Origin of the sequence: Corynebacterium sp. HMSC075D04, from assembly GCF_001815635.1 — a bacterium.
GTDB classification, from domain to species: Bacteria; Actinomycetota; Actinomycetes; order Mycobacteriales; family Mycobacteriaceae; genus Corynebacterium; species Corynebacterium coyleae.
Window position 1 is genome coordinate 57,775 of the sequence record NZ_KV821290.1, and the last position, 16,073, is coordinate 73,847.

Sequence of the window (16,073 nt, forward strand, 5' to 3'; positions counted from 1 at the left end):
ATAACTTCTCTTTGCGCAGGTTGTAGCGCTGCGACGACACCCCTCCGTCCCGCTTGCACCCTAAGCGCTAGCATCGTTGCAATGAGCAGGACCAAGCGCAGTTTCGCCGTCACAAAGATTTCCGCTAGCGGCACCCGCGACACGCGCGCGGGCCAAGTGGAAGTGGAAGAACCACTCGAGGTGCGCGCCGGTGGCCGAGAGGTCGCTCAGTTGTTTCGCACCCCGGGCCACGACATCGAACTCGCCCACGGTGTGCTCCTGACGCAGGGCCTCATTACCACCCCTAAAGACGTCATTACCGCTCGCTATTGCGAAGGTGCCATCGGCGGCGAAAACACCTACAACCTGCTCGATATCGAGCTTTCCTACCCTGCTGCACCGCAGTTCATCGACCCAATCCCATCCCAGTCCTGTGGTATTTCTGCCGAGCAGCGCGTACGGGAGTTGGCGGTCCGCCTGAACGTGCGCAGCGAGTTCGCCCCTATTGATCAGGATGCGATCTTCGCCTTCCCAGAACGTCTCAACCAGGCGCGTCGTCGCGACCTACCCACCGCGCTCGCTGGCGAGACCGCGCGTCAAGACATCGACGCTGTCAACGCGGTACAGAAGATCGCTGGGCGTTTGCTTCTCGACGACACCCTGCCCGCCCACAACCTCACCCTCGCAGTGGATACGCGCGTGACGTTTGAAATGATGCGTGCTGCAGCAGCGGCCGGCTTCGGCATTGTCGCCACCACACGCGACGTCACGTCGATGGCGGTGGAATTGGCCCGCGAAACAAATACAGCGCTCGTCGGCGCAATTACCGACGAGCGCTTCAGCGTGTACTCGGGCGCTTAGCCAATGAACATGCCAGCAGCCTTCGCGGCAGTGGCCCACAGACCGTAGATAAGCAGTCCAGCGATGATTGCCGCCAGAATGATTGCGACAATCTTGTGGATCTGGCCCGCGGAAGCCCCACGTGCCTGACCGGCACCAGCGCCCTCAAGCGCGGAGGCGCGATCTGCCTCGATCTTCGCCTGAACGGTGTCTTGGTCTTCGAACCACTTCGACGCCACCGGGCATACAAGGATGTTGGCGATCAGGCCAACTGCAAGCAGGCAGCACATGACGTATAGCGACAGGCGGTAAAGGTCCGGGCCTTCGCCGCCGTTGGCGGCCTGGCGCTCCACGACCATGTTGATGATCAGCGGGCCAGCTACACCTGCTGCCGACCATGCGGTAAGCAGGCGGCCGTGGATAGCGCCGACCTGGTAGACACCGAATAGGTCGCGCAGGTAGGCCGGGATACTGGCAAAGCCACCCCCGTAGAAGGACAGCAACACCAGTGCGCAGATCACAAACAGCGCGATGTTGGCGTGGCCGAACCTGGCGAAGATGAAGTAGAAAGCCAACCCGATACCCAGGTACACCATGTAGATGTTCTTGCGGCCAATGACGTCAGAAACCGACGACCAGACGAAACGGCCAGCCATGTTCGCCAGCGACAGCAAGCCAACAAAGCCTGCGGCGGCCGCCGCGGTCAGTGCCGGGAAGTAGTCCTGAATCATCGGTGCCGCATTCTCCAGCACGCCGATACCCGCGGTGATGTTGCAGAACAGGATCACCCACAGGCACCAGAACTGCGGGGTTCGAATGGCGTTGTTGGCGCTAACATTTGCACCGACGATGGCAACCTTGGAAGGTTTGCGCCCCTGCTTCGCTTCGCCCGACGGGGTCCAATCCGGGTGCGGCATGCGGATGCAGTACGCGCCCATAGCGATGACGACGAGATACACGACGCCAAGGGTGACAAAGGTGGGTTGGATGCCCGCGGCGCGGTTGGCGATGTCCGCACCGCCGCCGTAGAACTCCATGAGGCGGTTCGACGCCGGCGAGGCAATCAGTGCGCCGCCGCCGAAGCCCATGATCGCAAGGCCCGTAGCCAGACCGGGGCGATCCGGGAACCACTTCATCAGCGTGGACACCGGCGAGATGTATCCGATGCCCAAACCGATGCCGCCGATAAAGCCGTAGCCGAAGTACACCAGCCACAAGTTTCCGGTGGTGACACCCAGGGTGGCAACGAGGAAGCCTGTCACCCACAGCACGCCGGAAACTGCCATGGACGCGCGTGGGCCGACTCGCTCGACCCAGGAACCGAACAGCGCGGACGAGATGCCGAGCATGCCGATTGCCAACGAGAAGATCCAGCCCACAGCAACTTCGCCGACACCGAAGTGCTCCATCATTGGCTTCTTGAACACGGAGAACCCGTAGACCTGGCCGATAGAGAGGTGGATGGCGAGTGCCGCAGGGACAATTAGCCAGCGATTGAATTCCTTAGGCGCGATAATTGCGCTTCGGGAGAAGTAACTCATGGGGGTTCCCCTATTATGGATGCCAAACAATGTATTTAATACAGCGGACATCATAACCACCTATAGCCAGCTTCACGCAAGCTTTCTTTCATGCTTTTCCAATACGACAAAACCCCTGCGACCGCGGTATAGAAACCGGGTGCAGGGGTGTCGTCGTCAAGCGAACGCTTATGCGCGCTTCATCTTGCCGTCCTTGTCAGCGAACGGGAAGCCGAGGTGCGTCAGCAGTGCGCGACCCTCGTCGTCGCTACCAGCGGTGGTCACGAGCGTGATGTCCATGCCGCGAACGCGATCGATCTTGTCGATGTCGATTTCGTAGAACATGGTCTGCTCGGACAGGCCGAAGGTGTAGTTACCGTTGCCGTCGAACTGCTTGTCGTTCAGGCCACGGAAGTCGCGAATACGCGGGAGAGCAACCGTCAGCATACGGTCGAGGAACTCCCACATACGGTCGCCGCGCAGGGTGACCTTTGCGCCGATCGGCATGCCCTCACGGAGCTTGAAGTTAGCGATGGACTTCTTCGCGCGACGCAGCTGCGGCTTCTGGCCGGTGATCGCGGTGAGGTCCTCGAGTGCGCCGTTGATCACCTTGGAGTCGCGGGCAGCGTCGCCCACACCCATGTTCACAACAATCTTGGTCAGGCCCGGGATCTGCATGACGTTGTCGTAGTTGAACTGCTCGTTCAGCTTGGTGCGGATCTCGTCCTGGTAGCGGGACTTCAGGCGCGGGGTGTAGTTCTGAATGTTCTCAGCCATTAGATGTCCTTCCCGTTCGACTTAGCCACGCGGACCTTCTTGCCGTTCTCGTCGAAGCGGTAGCCCACGCGGGTCGGCTTGCCGTCGGAGTCCAGGATCATCACGTTGGACACGTGGATCGGAGCTTCCTGGCTGACGATGCCGCCGGACTCGGCGCCGCGCTCGTTGTAGGAGTTTGCGACGTGCTTCTTGATGCGGTTAACACCCTCGACGAGGACCTTGTCGCGCTGCGGGTACGCCTCAATGACGCGACCCTGAGCACCCTTATCCTTGCCGGCGATGACCTGCACCATATCGCCCTTCTTGATCTTCATACTTAGATCACCTCCGGTGCGAGAGACACAATCTTCATGAAGCGCTTGTCGCGGAGCTCACGAGCAACCGGGCCGAAGATGCGGGTACCGCGCGGCTCGGTGTCGTTCTTGATGACGACAGCAGCGTTCTCGTCGAACGAGATGTAGGAGCCGTCCGGACGACGGGTCTCCTTCTTCGCACGGACGATGACAGCCTTAACAACCTCGCCTTCCTTGACGTTGCCGCCCGGAGCAGCTTCCTTCACGGTGGCGACGATCGTGTCGCCGATGCCGGCGAAGCGTCGAACGGAACCGCCGAGAACGCGGATGCACAGCAGTTCGCGTGCACCCGTGTTGTCGGCGACCTTCAGACGCGATTCCTTCTGAATCACAGTTGGTCTCCTGACCTGGGTCAATGTGCGCCAGATTTCCGTCCTGAACGCACGTGGTCAATGTTCTTGCGGCCTATTGCTTATCGACGAACCTCGTGCGCTCGTCCCTCGCACACGAGGAGAGCGCAGTCTGGTCGAAGGGTCTCGGACGCTCCACTCGGAAACGCGTGTCACGCCCGACCAGCAGTAGACAACTGGAGTATTTAACCATGAGCAGCGCCGATCCCCCAAATTGCCGCTAAATCGTGTCGCCTGAAGAAACAAAAATCGCCCCACCCCGAAACTTAGGGGTGAGACGATGAGTGTGCCGCAGCGTTAGCGCAATGTTAAGCGACGCTGGCAGCAACAGCGCCGAGGCCGAGCACACCAGTGAGCGACAGGATGGTGATGATCCAGCCCACGGAAGACAGGGCAGCTGGAACCAGCAGCAGGTTCGGGGCCAGCGGGCCACCGAGAGCGCGCATCTCATTGATGACCTGGTTGAGCGGCTCCGGGTAGGTAGCAGCCTCAGCGACAGGAGCACCAGCACCGATTGCAACAGATGCCGCAAGAGCAACAGCGGCGAGACGACGGAACTTCATGTTCGTTTCCTTTCAGGAGAGGTGTGTACGTGTCGCGGCTTACTTAGCAGCAGTGACGATGGACTGAATGATCGAGATGACAACGTTCAGCGAAGAAAGCGCTGCCGGCAGCAGAATGATGTTCTGGGCTTCCCAGCCACCGACCTTGTAAATCTCGTACAGAACACGGTTCAGCGGTTCCGGAGCAGGCTGAGCGGTAGCAGCCGGAGCAGCAACAGCAACGGTGGTTGCGACGGCCGCCGCAGCAACAAGACGACGAAGCTTCATGTGAGTCTCCAATTTTCTTAATGAACGGTAGGCATCGGCCGCAGCTTGAACGACCTTGCCCACCGAACATTACCGTGACGTTTTACAGTTTTTGGCAGAATTCTCATTTTCTTTCACGATTTCCCAAAGCTTTCCAATCGCCGAATAGATATTACCACATTTCCTTTTAAGGTAGTACCTCTTGTACATTGGAGGGCGTGAGTTTCTACGAAGCTGCCCCCGAGGCAATCAAGAATAAGGTCGATCTGTTCTCGACAGAACCTGCCCGATTTGCCACGCGCTCCGTGCTCGCGGGCGTGTACCTGGGCATCATGACGGCATTCGCCGCATCCACGGCACAACTACTCGACGGCTACGCCCCCGGCTGGGGCAAATACGCCTTCGGCGCCATCTTCGCGTCAACGCTGTACATCATCATCGTCTTGCAAGGCGAACTCGCCACAGGTGACATGATGTTCATGACCTATGGCGCCATCCATAGGCTCAACACCATCACCCGCGGGTTCCTCCTCGTCTTCTTTGTCACCGTGTTCAACCTCATTGGTGCAGTGGCGATTTCATGGCTGATTTCCCGGACCACCATGGGCCAGATGGTCGAGGTGGACGGATTCCTCCACGATTTGCTCGTCGCCAAGCTGCAAAAATCCAGTTCCACCCTGTTCGTTGAAGCGATCCTGGCAAACGTCGTGGTCAACATCGCCTTCATGCTGGCCACCCAGGCCGGCAAGGACTTCAGCGCGAAGCTGTGGGGTGTCATCCTGATCATCCCGTCGTTTGCCACCATGAGCTACGAGCACTCCATCGCGAACTTCATCCTCACCAGCCTGGGCGGGTTTACGCTCGGCCCTGAAACCATCGAAGGCTTCACCAATTGGAACGTCATCCGCAACTGGGTGGTCGTCTGGCTGGGCAACTTCGTCGGCGGCGGGTTCATCATGGGCGGCCTCTACGGATGGCTGAACCTGACCAAGACCGGTTACAAGGACTAACCAACAAGGACTAACTCCCCTCACCTTGGGCGTCTCTGCCAAAATGAGACGGGTGAGTACCCAGACACCTGACGTCCTCGAAGCTGTTCGCAGTGTTCGCGAAGCCCTCGCGGACACTGCCTTACCTATTGATGCAGCCCCAGAGGCCCGCGCAATTGTCAACCAGCTCGACGACTATGTCCTGCCCCGCCTCGCCAACCTGGACGCGCCGCTGCTCGCCGTGATCGGCGGCTCCACCGGCTCTGGTAAGTCCACGCTTGTCAATGCATTGCTGCGCGAGCGGGTTTCCAACCCAGGCGTTATCCGCCCCACCACCCGGCAACCTGTGCTTGTGGCAAACCCCGCGGATGCTGATTGGTTTAACTCCCCACAGGTTCTCCCCGGCCTGACTCGTTCGCACGGTGAGGGCAACGAGCAGTCGACGACACTTCGAGTCGTGGATACGCAAAGCGTGCCCGAGGGCCTTGCGCTTCTCGACGCCCCCGATTTCGACTCCATCGACGACAAAAACCGCGCCCTGGCAAGTCAGCTCCTTGCGGCTGCGGATCTGTGGGTGTTCGTCACCACCCCGGCGCGCTACGCCGATCAACTTGTGTGGAACTTCCTCCACGACGCCGCTGGCCGCGGCATTGAGGTTGTGGTGGTCCTCAACCGCCTGGACGAAAAGGCTGCCGAAACCGTGCCGGACGATCTGCGCCGCATGATGAATGAGGCTGGCTTGCACGACGCAACAGTCTTTACTGTGCCGTTCGTCGCGGACCTTGGCGCGGAGAAGTCTGGAGAGTCCGGGGAGTTTCTCGCCGAAGACCTTGTCGCTTCACTGCGCGATTACCTGACCACGCTCGCCGAGGACACCGTCGCCCGGCGCGACGTGGCTGGCAAGACTGTGGCCGGCGCGGTTCAGACTGCGCTTGATCGAGTGGATACCTTGGTCGGCCGCCGTGAGCGTCAGGAGGCGTTTGCCAACCAGCTCGACGCATCGATCCACGAGTTTTACACCACCGCCAACCGTCAGGTCATCGACGCGACTTCCGACGGACAGTTGCTGCGCTCCGAGGTCATGGACCGCTGGCAGGACGTCATCGGTACCTCTGACGTGTTCCGTGGCTTCGAGCGCTGGTTCAGCAGCGCAATAGATAAGGTGGGCAGTTTCTTCACCGGTCAGCCCGCTCCCCTGCGTGAGGTGGAGACCGAGATCGAGTCCGGTCTGCACGCAGTCATCGTCGATGCTGCTGAATCCGCAGCATCGCGCGCCTGGGCGCATACCGGTGCGGTCGCGCCTGAGCTGCGCACCGACGCCGACCCGGCGCTCGCACGCGCCAGCGCCGACATTTCCGAACAGGCGGCGAAACTGGTGCGAGACTGGCAGCAAGAACTCGTCGGACACATCCAGGACACTGCTGGCGATAAGCGTCAGCGCGCCCGTCTCATGTCCTTTGGGCTCAACGTGGTCACCGTGGCACTCATGCTTACAGTGTTCGCCTCCACCGCAGGTTTGACTGGCGGCGAGGTGGCCATCGCGGGCGGTTCTGCGGTACTTGGCCAGAAACTTTTGGAGACCATCTTCGGCGAAGACACGGTGCGCCGCATGGTCACTCAGGCCCGCAACGACCTCAACGAGCGCCTTGGCGAACTCTTTGCTGCCGAGCGCGACCGCTACCACGTGTTCACCGACCCGTTGCTCGAAGGCGCAACGGCCGAGCAGATCCGCGATGCCTCCCAGCAGGCTCGCCGGGCGGTGGATGCGAAGCTGCTGGGGGTCGTCGACAAGCAAGTGCCCGCGCGTATCGACGACACCCCCAACGACGACCTGAACAACAGCGCCCTGCGTGGCCTGTTTGACCAGCTTCGCGGCAACTTCCGAAAGGGGTCCGACAATGGCGCTGTTTAGCAAAAAGATTGGGCTGAGCAAACGGCTGAGCGCGCTCGAGGACGCTGCCGAAATTGGTGCACCGTACCTGTCCGGCGAGCAACGCGAACGCCTAGAACGCGTGGCCAAGGCTGGCGCCGAGCGTCGCGCCCTGTCCGCTGAGCACACCGTCGTGGGCTTTTTCGGCGCGACCGGCTCCGGCAAGACGTCGCTGTTCAACGCCGTTGTCGGCGAGGACCTGGGCAAGGCAGCGGCGCGCCGCCCAACCACGTCCTCTCCCCTGGCCGCGATCTGGCAGCCGGAAGGCTCTGAGGAACTCCTGGACTGGCTCGGCGTGGAAGACCGCCGCGAGCGCCAAGGCGAGTTTGCCAAAAATGCTGGCCCGCTGATCCTGCTGGATCTTCCCGACTTCGACTCGGTAGAGGCCTCCAACCGCGTCATCGCCGAACGCCTCGCCGGCCAGGTCGACGTGCTCGTGTGGGTGTCCGACCCCGAGAAGTACGCCGACAGTGTCATCCATGACCAGTTCATCCGCCCGCACGCGAACCACTCCGCGGTCACACTGGCAGTGCTGAACAAAGCCGACCTTTTGGCGGAGCGCGACGTGGACACCGTAGCTGGCTCCTACGTGGGCCTGCTTCTCGACGACGGCCTGACCAACGTCCATGTCATCCCCACCTCCACCCTGACCGGCGCTGGTATCGAAGACCTGCGCGGCGCGATCGCGCGCGTGGCAAAGGCCCACAATGCGCAGACTGCCCGCATCGAGGCCGACATCGCCTCCGTTGCCGCCCCATACGCTGGAACGAAGGGTGCCGGTGGTGTGGACAAGCACGCCAAGCGTGACCTCGACACCGCACTGACCGAGGCCGCGGGTGCAGAACGCATCGCGGGCATCACCGCTGCCGCCTACCGCAAACGCCTGCGCCAACGCACCGGCTGGCTGCTGACCTCCTGGATCACCCGCTTCAAACCCGACCCGCTTCGTCGCTTAGGGCTGCGCGAGGATCCCGACGAACTGGGCGTGCACCGCACCTCCATGCCGGAACTCGACGCCGCCTCCAAAGCCGTAGCCAACTCGGGTCTTCGCGATTACGCCACCGCCGTTGGCGAAGGGCTGCCACACGAGTGGGCTGCGGCCGTGGCGGACCGGTCCGAGGAGATCTCCACCGGCCTTCCCGCCGAACTGGACCGCGCTGTGGCCCGTGCGAAACTGCCCGCGGAGCCGTCCAAGGGCTGGGCAGTGCTGACCATCTTCCAGTGGTTTGCGCTGCTCGCCGCCCTGATCGGCGTGCTGTGGTACCTGCTGGTCGCCTTCGTGCCGGGCGTGCTCACACCGCTGCTCGGCACCGATCTGGTACCGGATGTAGAAGGCTGGCCGATTCCTACCCTGCTGATCATGGCTGGCTTACTCACCGGTGTAATCATCGGATTGATATCCGCGGCCTTCGGCGGCGTGCTGGGCTCTGGGGTGAAGCGACGCACCCGCAACGCCATCCAAAAAGAGGTGGCCGCAGCCTCCGAAACTGCTGTGTCCCAGCCGCTGTTGGCCATCCGCGAGGACTATTCCCGTTTTGCCGAGCGCATCGCCCTCGCCGCTGGGTAGTTCCGGGTAGCGTCAGTGCCTATGGCACGCATCCCAAGAGTTCTCTCCATTGCCGGCACCGACCCCACAGGCGGTGCCGGCATTCAAGCTGATCTGAAGTCCATCGCCGCCGCAGGTGGCTACGGCATGTGCGTGGTCACCGCGCTGGTCGCCCAGAACACACAAGGTGTGCGCGAGATCCACACCCCACCCCAGTCGTTCTTGCGCGCGCAGTTGGATTCCGTGTTCGACGACGTCACAGTCGACGCCGTGAAGATCGGCATGCTTGGCGACACCGTCACCACCCGCACCGTCTCCGAATTCCTCGCCCAGCACTCCGTCCCCGTCGTTGTTGTCGATCCCGTCATGGTCGCCACCTCCGGCGATCGCCTCCTCACCGAGGATGCCGAAGACGCCCTGCGCACCCTCGTTCGTGAGCACGCCACCGTGGTCACCCCGAACATCCCCGAGCTCGCAGTGCTTTGCGACGACACCCCCGCCACCACATTCGACGAAGCGGTTTCCCAGGGTCGTCGATACGCAGCAGATGCGAACGTGTCCGTCCTGGTCAAAGGCGGGCACCTCACCGGCGACCACGCCTCCAACGCGCTGATCACCCCCGACGGCGACACCCACATCGCGGACGTACCCCGCGTGCGCACAAAAAACACCCACGGCACCGGCTGTTCCCTCTCCGCAGCCCTTGCAACCCGGCTTGTTCTCGACGACGCCCCCGCCGCCGTCGAGTGGGCTTCCGCCTGGCTCCACGAAGCCATCGCCCACGCCGACGACCTCGAGGTGGGCCAGGGTCACGGGCCGGTGCACCACTTCCACCAGCTCTACCGCCTCGCCGAACCGCTAGAATCACCTGCATGACTGACCCGCGCAACGAAGATCAGAAGGTCGCCGCCGTGAATGCCTCGATGATCATGGCGGGCCAACCCATGTCCGCAGAGGACGAGGCGCTTCTGCGACGACAGCTGCGAGGAGATATCTCGGCCGACGAGGCCGTGCTACAGGTGCTCGAAAGGGAAGGCCTGGGAAACACGCCTCGTGCACGTGAACTGCGGCAACGTATCACCGGAGCTGTCTAAACGCCATGGCACGACGAAGCAACGAGGCCCCGGAAAACCTATTCGGGCTAACAGACCCGGTTGTGCTGGACCGCATCGCTGGCAACCTCGCGCTTCAACGACTCGGCGAGCTCGAAAACGGCCCACTGCTGACCGAATTCACACGTGAATCCCTACAGTCCACACACCACTACCTCATGCAGGACATTTACCCCTGGGCGGGCCAGATCCGCACCGAGGAAGTCGGTGCGATGGGCATGGCGATGTGTCGAGCGCGATACGTTGAGGCTGAACTCGACCGAGTGATGGGTCGGATCGCGAAACTGCCGGTCTCCTGCGATGACAAGTCTGCTGCGGTAAACACCGTCGCGGACCATTGGAGCGAATTGACAATCGTGCACCCGTTCCGGGACGGTAATTCGCGGACCCAACGCTTCTTCTTCGATCAAATGCTGCGTGCTTCCGGTTGGGCAGTCGACTGGACACGCATCGACGCCGCAGAAGCCCACGCCGCCCGCTACGTCGGCGCAGCGACGGCTGACCCCTCATTTCTGGCAGAGGTCCTCACCCCGGGAGTATTCGCGCCTGATGCGTTGCCTGACAACACGGGTACGCTCAGCGCGACACAGGGGCAGCGGGCTGGTGCTGCGGAGATCTTCCACCAGATGATGGCGTACCGCAGCGCCAATCCCGGGGCGCCCTGGCGCGGTCGGTAACTTCTACTCCACCGTGACAGACTTGGCCAGATTACGCGGCTGGTCCACGTTCAGGCCACGTGCTTCTGCGACGGCGCAGGCGAAGATCTGCAACGGGATCGTCGCCAAGAGCGGCTGCAGCAGACCCGGAGACTCCGGGATGCGGATGATGTGGTTGGCAAACTGCTCCACATCCGTGTCGCCCTCTTCCGCGATCACGATGGTCACGGCACCACGGGCGCGCACCTCTTGGATGTTGGAGACGACCTTGGCGTGCAGGTTGTGGCGCGACTTCTTCGACGGCACGATGACGAACACCGGCTGGCCTTCTTCGACCAGCGCGATCGGGCCGTGCTTCAACTCGCCTGCAGCGAAGCCCTCGGAGTGCAAATAAGCAACCTCCTTGAGCTTCAGCGCGCCCTCGAGGGCGACCGGGAAGCCGACGTGGCGGCCAAGGAAGAGCACGGACTTTGCATCCGCCATATCCTGGCCCAACTGCTTGACCTGGTTTTCGTTGTCCAGCACGCGCTGGATCTTCTCCGGCATCAGCTCCAGCTCGCCGATGATCTGACGGATCTCATCGGCGTACTTGTTGCCACGCACCTGCGCCAGGTACAGCGCCAGCAGGTACGCCGCGACAATCTGGGAGATGAACGCCTTCGTCGACGCCACAGCGATCTCCGGGCCTGCGTAGGTGTACAGCGACGCATCCGCCTCACGCGGGATCGAGGAGCCCACGGTGTTGCAGATAGCGACGACCTTCGCGCCCTGCTCACGTGCGTGACGGACAGCCATCAGCGTGTCCATGGTCTCTCCGGACTGGGAAACGGCAACGACGAGAGTCTGCTCGTTGACAATCGGGTCGCGGTAGCGGAACTCGTGGGCGAGCTCCACTTCCGTCGGGATACGGCACCAGTGTTCGATGGCGTAACGCGCCACCTGGCCCGCGTACGACGCAGTACCGCAAGCGACGATGATGATTTTGTTGATGGAGCGCAGCACGGATTCGTCGATACGCAACTCGTCCAACATCAACTTGCCATCTTCGTCGAAGCGACCGTAAAGCGTGTCGCGGACGGCACCCGGCTGATCATGGATCTCCTTCTCCATGAAGGAGTTGTAGCCACCCTTCTCCGCAGCGGTGACATCCCACTCAACCTTGAACGGCTTCGCCTCGGCGGGGGTGCCGTCGAAGTCAATCACGTCGTAGCCATCAGCCGTCAACGTCACAATCTGGCCGTTGTCCATCTCCACCGCGTCACGGGTGAACTCAATGAAGCCAGCGACGTCGGAGCTCAGGAAGTTCTCGCCCTCGCCTACACCGATCACCAGCGGGGAGTTCCAACGCGCCGCAACAATGCGGTCTGGATGGTCCGGGTGGATGGCGAGCAGGGTGAACGCGCCCTCCAGACGGTTCGCTGCCAACTGCATCGCACGGGTCAGATCCCCGTCCGCTTCCGTGTTGTAGATATCCAGCAGCAGCGTGCCAGCAACCTCAGTATCGGTTTCAGACTTGAAGGTGTAGCCCTTCTCTGCGAGCTCAGCCTTCAAATGCGAAAAGTTCTCGATGATGCCGTTGTGCACCACTGCCATACGGCCATCTCCCACCACATGCGGGTGAGCATTCGCATCCGTCGGACCGCCGTGGGTCGCCCACCGGGTATGCCCGATGCCCAGGTTCGATGCTGCGATGGGGTTGTTAGCAATCTCCGCTTCGAGATCCGCTACCTTGCCGGCCTTCTTCCGGCATTCGATCGACTGGTCGTTCACCACCGCAACACCTGCGGAGTCGTACCCGCGGTATTCGAGGCGGCGAAGACCATCGATGATTACGTCTTTCGCGTCACGCGTTGTCGCGTTTGCGCCTACATATCCAACGATTCCACACATGCGGGAAATCGTACCCTTGTGTAAGGGCGCAGAAAAAGTTGAAAACGCAAAAACCGCCCCGGGTTGGTAGCCAACCCGGGGCGGTGGAGTCGTCGAGAAGCGACTAGCTTTTAGCGAGCCTTCTCGATGATGTCGACGAGACGGAAGTGCTTGTCCTTCGACAGCGGACGCGTCTCCTCGATGTGGACGAGATCGCCAACACCAGCGGTGTTGTTCTCGTCGTGAGCCTTGACGCGCTTCGTGGTACGCACGATCTTGCCGTAGAGGGCGTGGGACTTGCGGTCCTCAACCTCGACGACGATCGTCTTGTCCATCTTGTCGGACACGACGTAGCCACGGCGGCGCTTCTGCACGGCCTTGTCCTTGGTGTTCTCAGTCACGTTTGCCTCACTCATGGTTATGCCTCAGCTCCCGTGGACTCCGGGACGACGGACAGACCAAGCTCACGCTCGCGCAGCACCGTGTAGATGCGAGCGATGTCGCGCTTCACGGTGGAGATGCGGCGGTTGTTGGTCAGCTGGCCGGTTGCAAGCTGGAAGCGCAGGTTGAACAGCTCTTCCTTCGCCTCGTTGAGGCGGCCCTTCAGCTCGTCGTCGTTGAGCTCGCGGAACTCAGATGCGGGGGTACCGTTAGCCATTAGAACTGGTCCTCCTTCTTGATGACGCGGACCTTGCACGGCAGCTTCGCGCCTGCACGGCGCAGCGCCTCAATGGCAGTTTCCTCGTTGGGGTAGGACATTTCGAACAGGATGCGGCCAGGCTTGACGTTGGCCACCCACTTCTCCACCGGGCCCTTACCGGAACCCATACGCACGCCGAGCGGCTTCTGGGTCAGCGGACGATCCGGGAAGATGTTGATCCAGACCTTGCCACCACGCTTGACGTGGCGGTTGATAGCAATACGGGCAGACTCGATCTGGCGGTTCGTGATGTACGCCGGCTCGAGGGCCTGCAGGCCGTAGTCGCCGAAGTTGATCTGGTTGCCACCCTTGGACACGCCAGAACGGGTCGGGCGGTGCTGGCGGCGGTATTTCACGCGCTTAGGGATGAGCATGAATTAGCCCTCCTTCTTCTGCTCTGCCGCCCGGCGACGCTGGCCGCCGCGGCGCGGGCGACGGTCGCCACGTCCACGACGATCGTTGCTCGGTGCATTGAGCTCAGACTCGCGGACGCCACCGACGACGTCGCCCTTGTAGATCCACACCTTGACGCCAATGACGCCGAAGGTGGTGTGTGCTTCTGCAGTGCCGTAGTCGATCTCCGCGCGCAGCGTGTGCAGCGGAACGCGACCCTCGTGGTAGCGCTCGACACGGGACATTTCCGCGCCGCCGAGACGGCCGGACGTCATAACCTTGATGCCCTTGACCTGCGGGTTACGCATAGCGGACTGGATGGCCTTACGCATGGCGCGACGGAACGCGACACGGTTGACCAGCTGCTCGGCGATGGACTGAGCAACCAGGGTGGCGTCTGCATCGACGTTCTTCACCTCGAGGATGTTCAGTGCAACCATCTTGCCGGTCAGCTTCTCCAGCTCACGGCGAATACGGTCAGCCTCAGCGCCGCGACGGCCGATGACAATGCCCGGACGTGCGGTGTGGATGTCCACACGGACGCGGTCGCGGGTGCGCTCGATGACAACATCGGAGATGCCAGCGCGCTCGAGGTTCTTCTCGAGCCACTCGCGGACCTTGATGTCCTCAGCGACGTACTCGGCGTAGTTCTTGTCGGCGTACCAGTGGGACTTCCAGTCGGAAGTGATACCCAGGCGCAGGCCGTGTGGGTGAATCTTCTGGCCCATTACTTGGCCCCTTCCTTGGACTCGACAACAACGGTGATGTGAGAGGTGCGCTTCCGGATCTGGAATGCGCGACCCTGTGCACGCGGCTGGAAACGACGCATGGTCGGGCCCTCGTTTGCGTAGCACTCGGCAATGACGAGCGTGCGCGGATCCAGGCCGAAGTTGTTCTCCGCGTTGGCTGCTGCGGAAGCAACAACCTTTGCAACGTCCTTGGACGCACCCTGCGGGGCGTACTTCAGGATGGCGAGTGCCTCAGCAACCGACTTGTTGCGGATGAGAGCAAGCACGCGGCGTGCCTTCATCGGAGAGACGCGAACGAACTTGGCAGTCGCGGATGCAGTGGTGATGGTGTCAGCCATTGCTTATCGACGTCCCTTCTGTTCCTTGACGTGACCCTTAAAGGTCTTGGTCGGTGCAAACTCGCCGAGCTTGTGGCCAACCATGGACTCGTCCACGAACACCGGCACGTGCTTACGACCGTCGTGGACGGCGAAAGTGTGACCGATGAAATCGGGGAGAATGGTCGAACGGCGCGACCAGGTCTTGATGACCTGCTTGGTGCCTGCCTCGTTCTGAGCATCCACCTTGTTGAGGAGGTGCTCGTCGACGAACGGGCCCTTCTTAAGGCTACGTGGCATGTCTGTTTACCTCCTCTTAGCGCTTCTTCGAGCGACGACGTCGCACGATCATGTTGTTGGAATAGCGGTTCGGGTTGCGGGTGCGGCCTTCCTTCTGGCCCCACGGCGAGACCGGGTGACGACCACCGGAGGTCTTGCCCTCGCCACCACCGTGCGGGTGGTCGACCGGGTTCATAACCACACCACGCACGGTCGGGCGCCAGCCCTTCCAGCGCATACGACCAGCCTTGCCCCAACGGATGTTGATCTGGTCAGCGTTGCCGACCTCACCAACAGTTGCACGGCAGCGGATGTCCACGCGGCGGATTTCGGAAGACGGCATACGCAAAACTGCGTAGTTGCCTTCCTTACCCAGCAGCTGGATGGACGCGCCAGCGGAACGAGCCAGCTTTGCGCCTGCGCCCGGCTTGAGCTCCACAGCGTGGATGGTCGTACCGGTCGGGATGTTGCGCAGCGGCAGGTTGTTTCCAACCTTGATGTCCGCGTTCGGGCCAGCCTCGACGATGGTGCCCTGCTTCAGGCCCTTCGGGGCGATGATGTAGCGCTTCTCACCGTCGTAGTAGTGCAGCAGTGCGATGTTCGCGGTGCGGTTCGGGTCGTACTCGATGTGAGCAACCTTTGCCAGCACGCCGTCCTTGTCGGAGCGGCGGAAGTCGATCACACGGTAGCGACGCTTGTGGCCGCCGCCGCGGTGACGAGTGGTGATGTGGCCGTGGGTGTTACGGCCACCCTTCTTCGGGAGCGGGCGCAGCAGCGTCTTTTCCGGGGTCGAGCGAGTGATCTCGTCGAACGCGGACACGGAGCTGGCACGGCGACCCGGAGTTGTCGGCTTGTACTTACGAATAGCCATAGTGGTTCCTTTTCTATCGTCTCTTCAGCGAGCC

General features: G+C 61.8%; 20 protein-coding genes and 1 pseudogene. 7 read left to right on the forward strand and 14 right to left on the reverse strand.

Annotation, left to right across the window (positions count from 1 at the left end; all coding sequences use genetic code 11):
- Nucleotides 1–81: 81 nt before the first annotated feature.
- Nucleotides 82–840, forward strand: a complete 759-nt coding sequence (locus HMPREF3048_RS02135; protein WP_070771073.1) for a formate dehydrogenase accessory sulfurtransferase FdhD — start codon at nt 82–84, stop codon at nt 838–840.
- Here HMPREF3048_RS02135 and HMPREF3048_RS02140 read toward each other — a convergent pair.
- From HMPREF3048_RS02140 to HMPREF3048_RS02165, 6 genes are all read right to left on the reverse strand, one after another.
- Nucleotides 837–2,360, reverse strand: a complete 1,524-nt coding sequence (locus HMPREF3048_RS02140) for an L-lactate MFS transporter (RefSeq protein WP_070771074.1) — start codon at nt 2,358–2,360, stop codon at nt 837–839. The genes HMPREF3048_RS02135 and HMPREF3048_RS02140 overlap by 4 nt on opposite strands.
- Before the next feature lie 168 nt (nt 2,361–2,528).
- Nucleotides 2,529–3,116, reverse strand: a complete 588-nt coding sequence (rplE, locus tag HMPREF3048_RS02145) for a 50S ribosomal protein L5 (protein WP_070422729.1) — start codon at nt 3,114–3,116, stop codon at nt 2,529–2,531.
- Nucleotides 3,116–3,430, reverse strand: a complete 315-nt coding sequence (gene rplX / locus HMPREF3048_RS02150; RefSeq protein ID WP_070422728.1) for a 50S ribosomal protein L24 — start codon at nt 3,428–3,430, stop codon at nt 3,116–3,118. The genes rplE and rplX overlap by 1 nt, the downstream gene beginning before the upstream one ends.
- Before the next feature lie 2 nt (nt 3,431–3,432).
- On the reverse strand, nt 3,433–3,801 hold the full coding sequence (gene rplN / locus HMPREF3048_RS02155; protein WP_070422727.1) for a 50S ribosomal protein L14: 369 nt from the start codon (nt 3,799–3,801) through the stop codon (nt 3,433–3,435).
- Nucleotides 3,802–4,127: 326 nt separating this feature from the next.
- Entirely contained in the window at nt 4,128–4,382 is a 255-nt protein-coding gene (locus HMPREF3048_RS02160) for a hypothetical protein (RefSeq protein WP_070482513.1), read from the reverse strand.
- Nucleotides 4,383–4,421: 39 nt separating this feature from the next.
- Nucleotides 4,422–4,649, reverse strand: a complete 228-nt coding sequence (locus tag HMPREF3048_RS02165; RefSeq protein WP_070482515.1) for a hypothetical protein — start codon at nt 4,647–4,649, stop codon at nt 4,422–4,424.
- Between the two features lie 197 nt (nt 4,650–4,846).
- Here HMPREF3048_RS02165 and HMPREF3048_RS02170 point away from each other — a divergent pair, with 197 nt between their 5' ends.
- From HMPREF3048_RS02170 to HMPREF3048_RS02195, 6 genes and pseudogenes are all read left to right on the forward strand, one after another.
- The gene (locus tag HMPREF3048_RS02170; RefSeq protein ID WP_070422867.1) at nt 4,847–5,638 is read left to right on the forward strand and encodes a formate/nitrite transporter family protein; all 792 of its coding nucleotides are present in this window, start codon (nt 4,847–4,849) and stop codon (nt 5,636–5,638) included.
- 43 nt (nt 5,639–5,681) lie between these two features.
- On the forward strand, nt 5,682–7,529 hold the full coding sequence (locus HMPREF3048_RS02175) for a GTPase (RefSeq protein WP_070771075.1): 1,848 nt from the start codon (nt 5,682–5,684) through the stop codon (nt 7,527–7,529).
- Complete coding sequence (locus tag HMPREF3048_RS02180; protein ID WP_210398410.1) at nt 7,516–9,114, forward strand: GTPase; 1,599 nt, start codon at nt 7,516–7,518, stop codon at nt 9,112–9,114. The genes HMPREF3048_RS02175 and HMPREF3048_RS02180 overlap by 14 nt, the downstream gene beginning before the upstream one ends.
- A gap of 21 nt (nt 9,115–9,135) precedes the next feature.
- Nucleotides 9,136–9,960, forward strand: a pseudogene (gene thiD, locus HMPREF3048_RS02185) (bifunctional hydroxymethylpyrimidine kinase/phosphomethylpyrimidine kinase); the annotation flags it as partial.
- A gap of 5 nt (nt 9,961–9,965) precedes the next feature.
- A complete protein-coding gene (locus tag HMPREF3048_RS02190) occupies nt 9,966–10,187 on the forward strand; it encodes an antitoxin VbhA family protein (RefSeq protein WP_070771076.1) in 222 nt (73 codons plus the stop codon).
- 5 nt (nt 10,188–10,192) lie between these two features.
- On the forward strand, nt 10,193–10,882 hold the full coding sequence (locus tag HMPREF3048_RS02195) for a Fic/DOC family protein (RefSeq protein ID WP_070771077.1): 690 nt from the start codon (nt 10,193–10,195) through the stop codon (nt 10,880–10,882).
- Between the two features lie 3 nt (nt 10,883–10,885).
- Here HMPREF3048_RS02195 and glmS read toward each other — a convergent pair whose 3' ends face one another.
- The 8 genes from glmS to rplB all read right to left on the reverse strand — a co-directional run bounded on the left by glmS (nt 10,886) and on the right by rplB (nt 16,039).
- Nucleotides 10,886–12,751, reverse strand: coding sequence for a glutamine--fructose-6-phosphate transaminase (isomerizing) (gene glmS, locus HMPREF3048_RS02200; RefSeq protein WP_070570620.1), 1,866 nt, complete (start codon nt 12,749–12,751; stop codon nt 10,886–10,888).
- Between the two features lie 110 nt (nt 12,752–12,861).
- On the reverse strand, nt 12,862–13,146 hold the full coding sequence (gene rpsQ, locus HMPREF3048_RS02205; RefSeq protein WP_070422720.1) for a 30S ribosomal protein S17: 285 nt from the start codon (nt 13,144–13,146) through the stop codon (nt 12,862–12,864).
- 2 nt (nt 13,147–13,148) lie between these two features.
- Nucleotides 13,149–13,388, reverse strand: coding sequence for a 50S ribosomal protein L29 (rpmC, locus tag HMPREF3048_RS02210; RefSeq protein ID WP_070422719.1), 240 nt, complete (start codon nt 13,386–13,388; stop codon nt 13,149–13,151).
- The gene (gene rplP, locus HMPREF3048_RS02215; protein ID WP_070422718.1) at nt 13,388–13,804 is read right to left on the reverse strand and encodes a 50S ribosomal protein L16; all 417 of its coding nucleotides are present in this window, start codon (nt 13,802–13,804) and stop codon (nt 13,388–13,390) included. The genes rpmC and rplP overlap by 1 nt, the downstream gene beginning before the upstream one ends.
- 3 nt (nt 13,805–13,807) lie before the next feature.
- Nucleotides 13,808–14,551: a 30S ribosomal protein S3 gene (gene rpsC, locus HMPREF3048_RS02220; protein ID WP_070422717.1), complete on the reverse strand. Its 744-nt coding sequence runs from the start codon at nt 14,549–14,551 to the stop codon at nt 13,808–13,810.
- A complete protein-coding gene (gene rplV / locus HMPREF3048_RS02225) occupies nt 14,551–14,910 on the reverse strand; it encodes a 50S ribosomal protein L22 (RefSeq protein WP_070422716.1) in 360 nt (119 codons plus the stop codon). The genes rpsC and rplV overlap by 1 nt, the downstream gene beginning before the upstream one ends.
- 3 nt (nt 14,911–14,913) lie before the next feature.
- On the reverse strand, nt 14,914–15,189 hold the full coding sequence (gene rpsS, locus HMPREF3048_RS02230) for a 30S ribosomal protein S19 (RefSeq protein ID WP_018017481.1): 276 nt from the start codon (nt 15,187–15,189) through the stop codon (nt 14,914–14,916).
- A gap of 16 nt (nt 15,190–15,205) precedes the next feature.
- Nucleotides 15,206–16,039, reverse strand: coding sequence for a 50S ribosomal protein L2 (gene rplB, locus HMPREF3048_RS02235; protein WP_070422715.1), 834 nt, complete (start codon nt 16,037–16,039; stop codon nt 15,206–15,208).
- Nucleotides 16,040–16,073 lie beyond the last annotated feature (34 nt).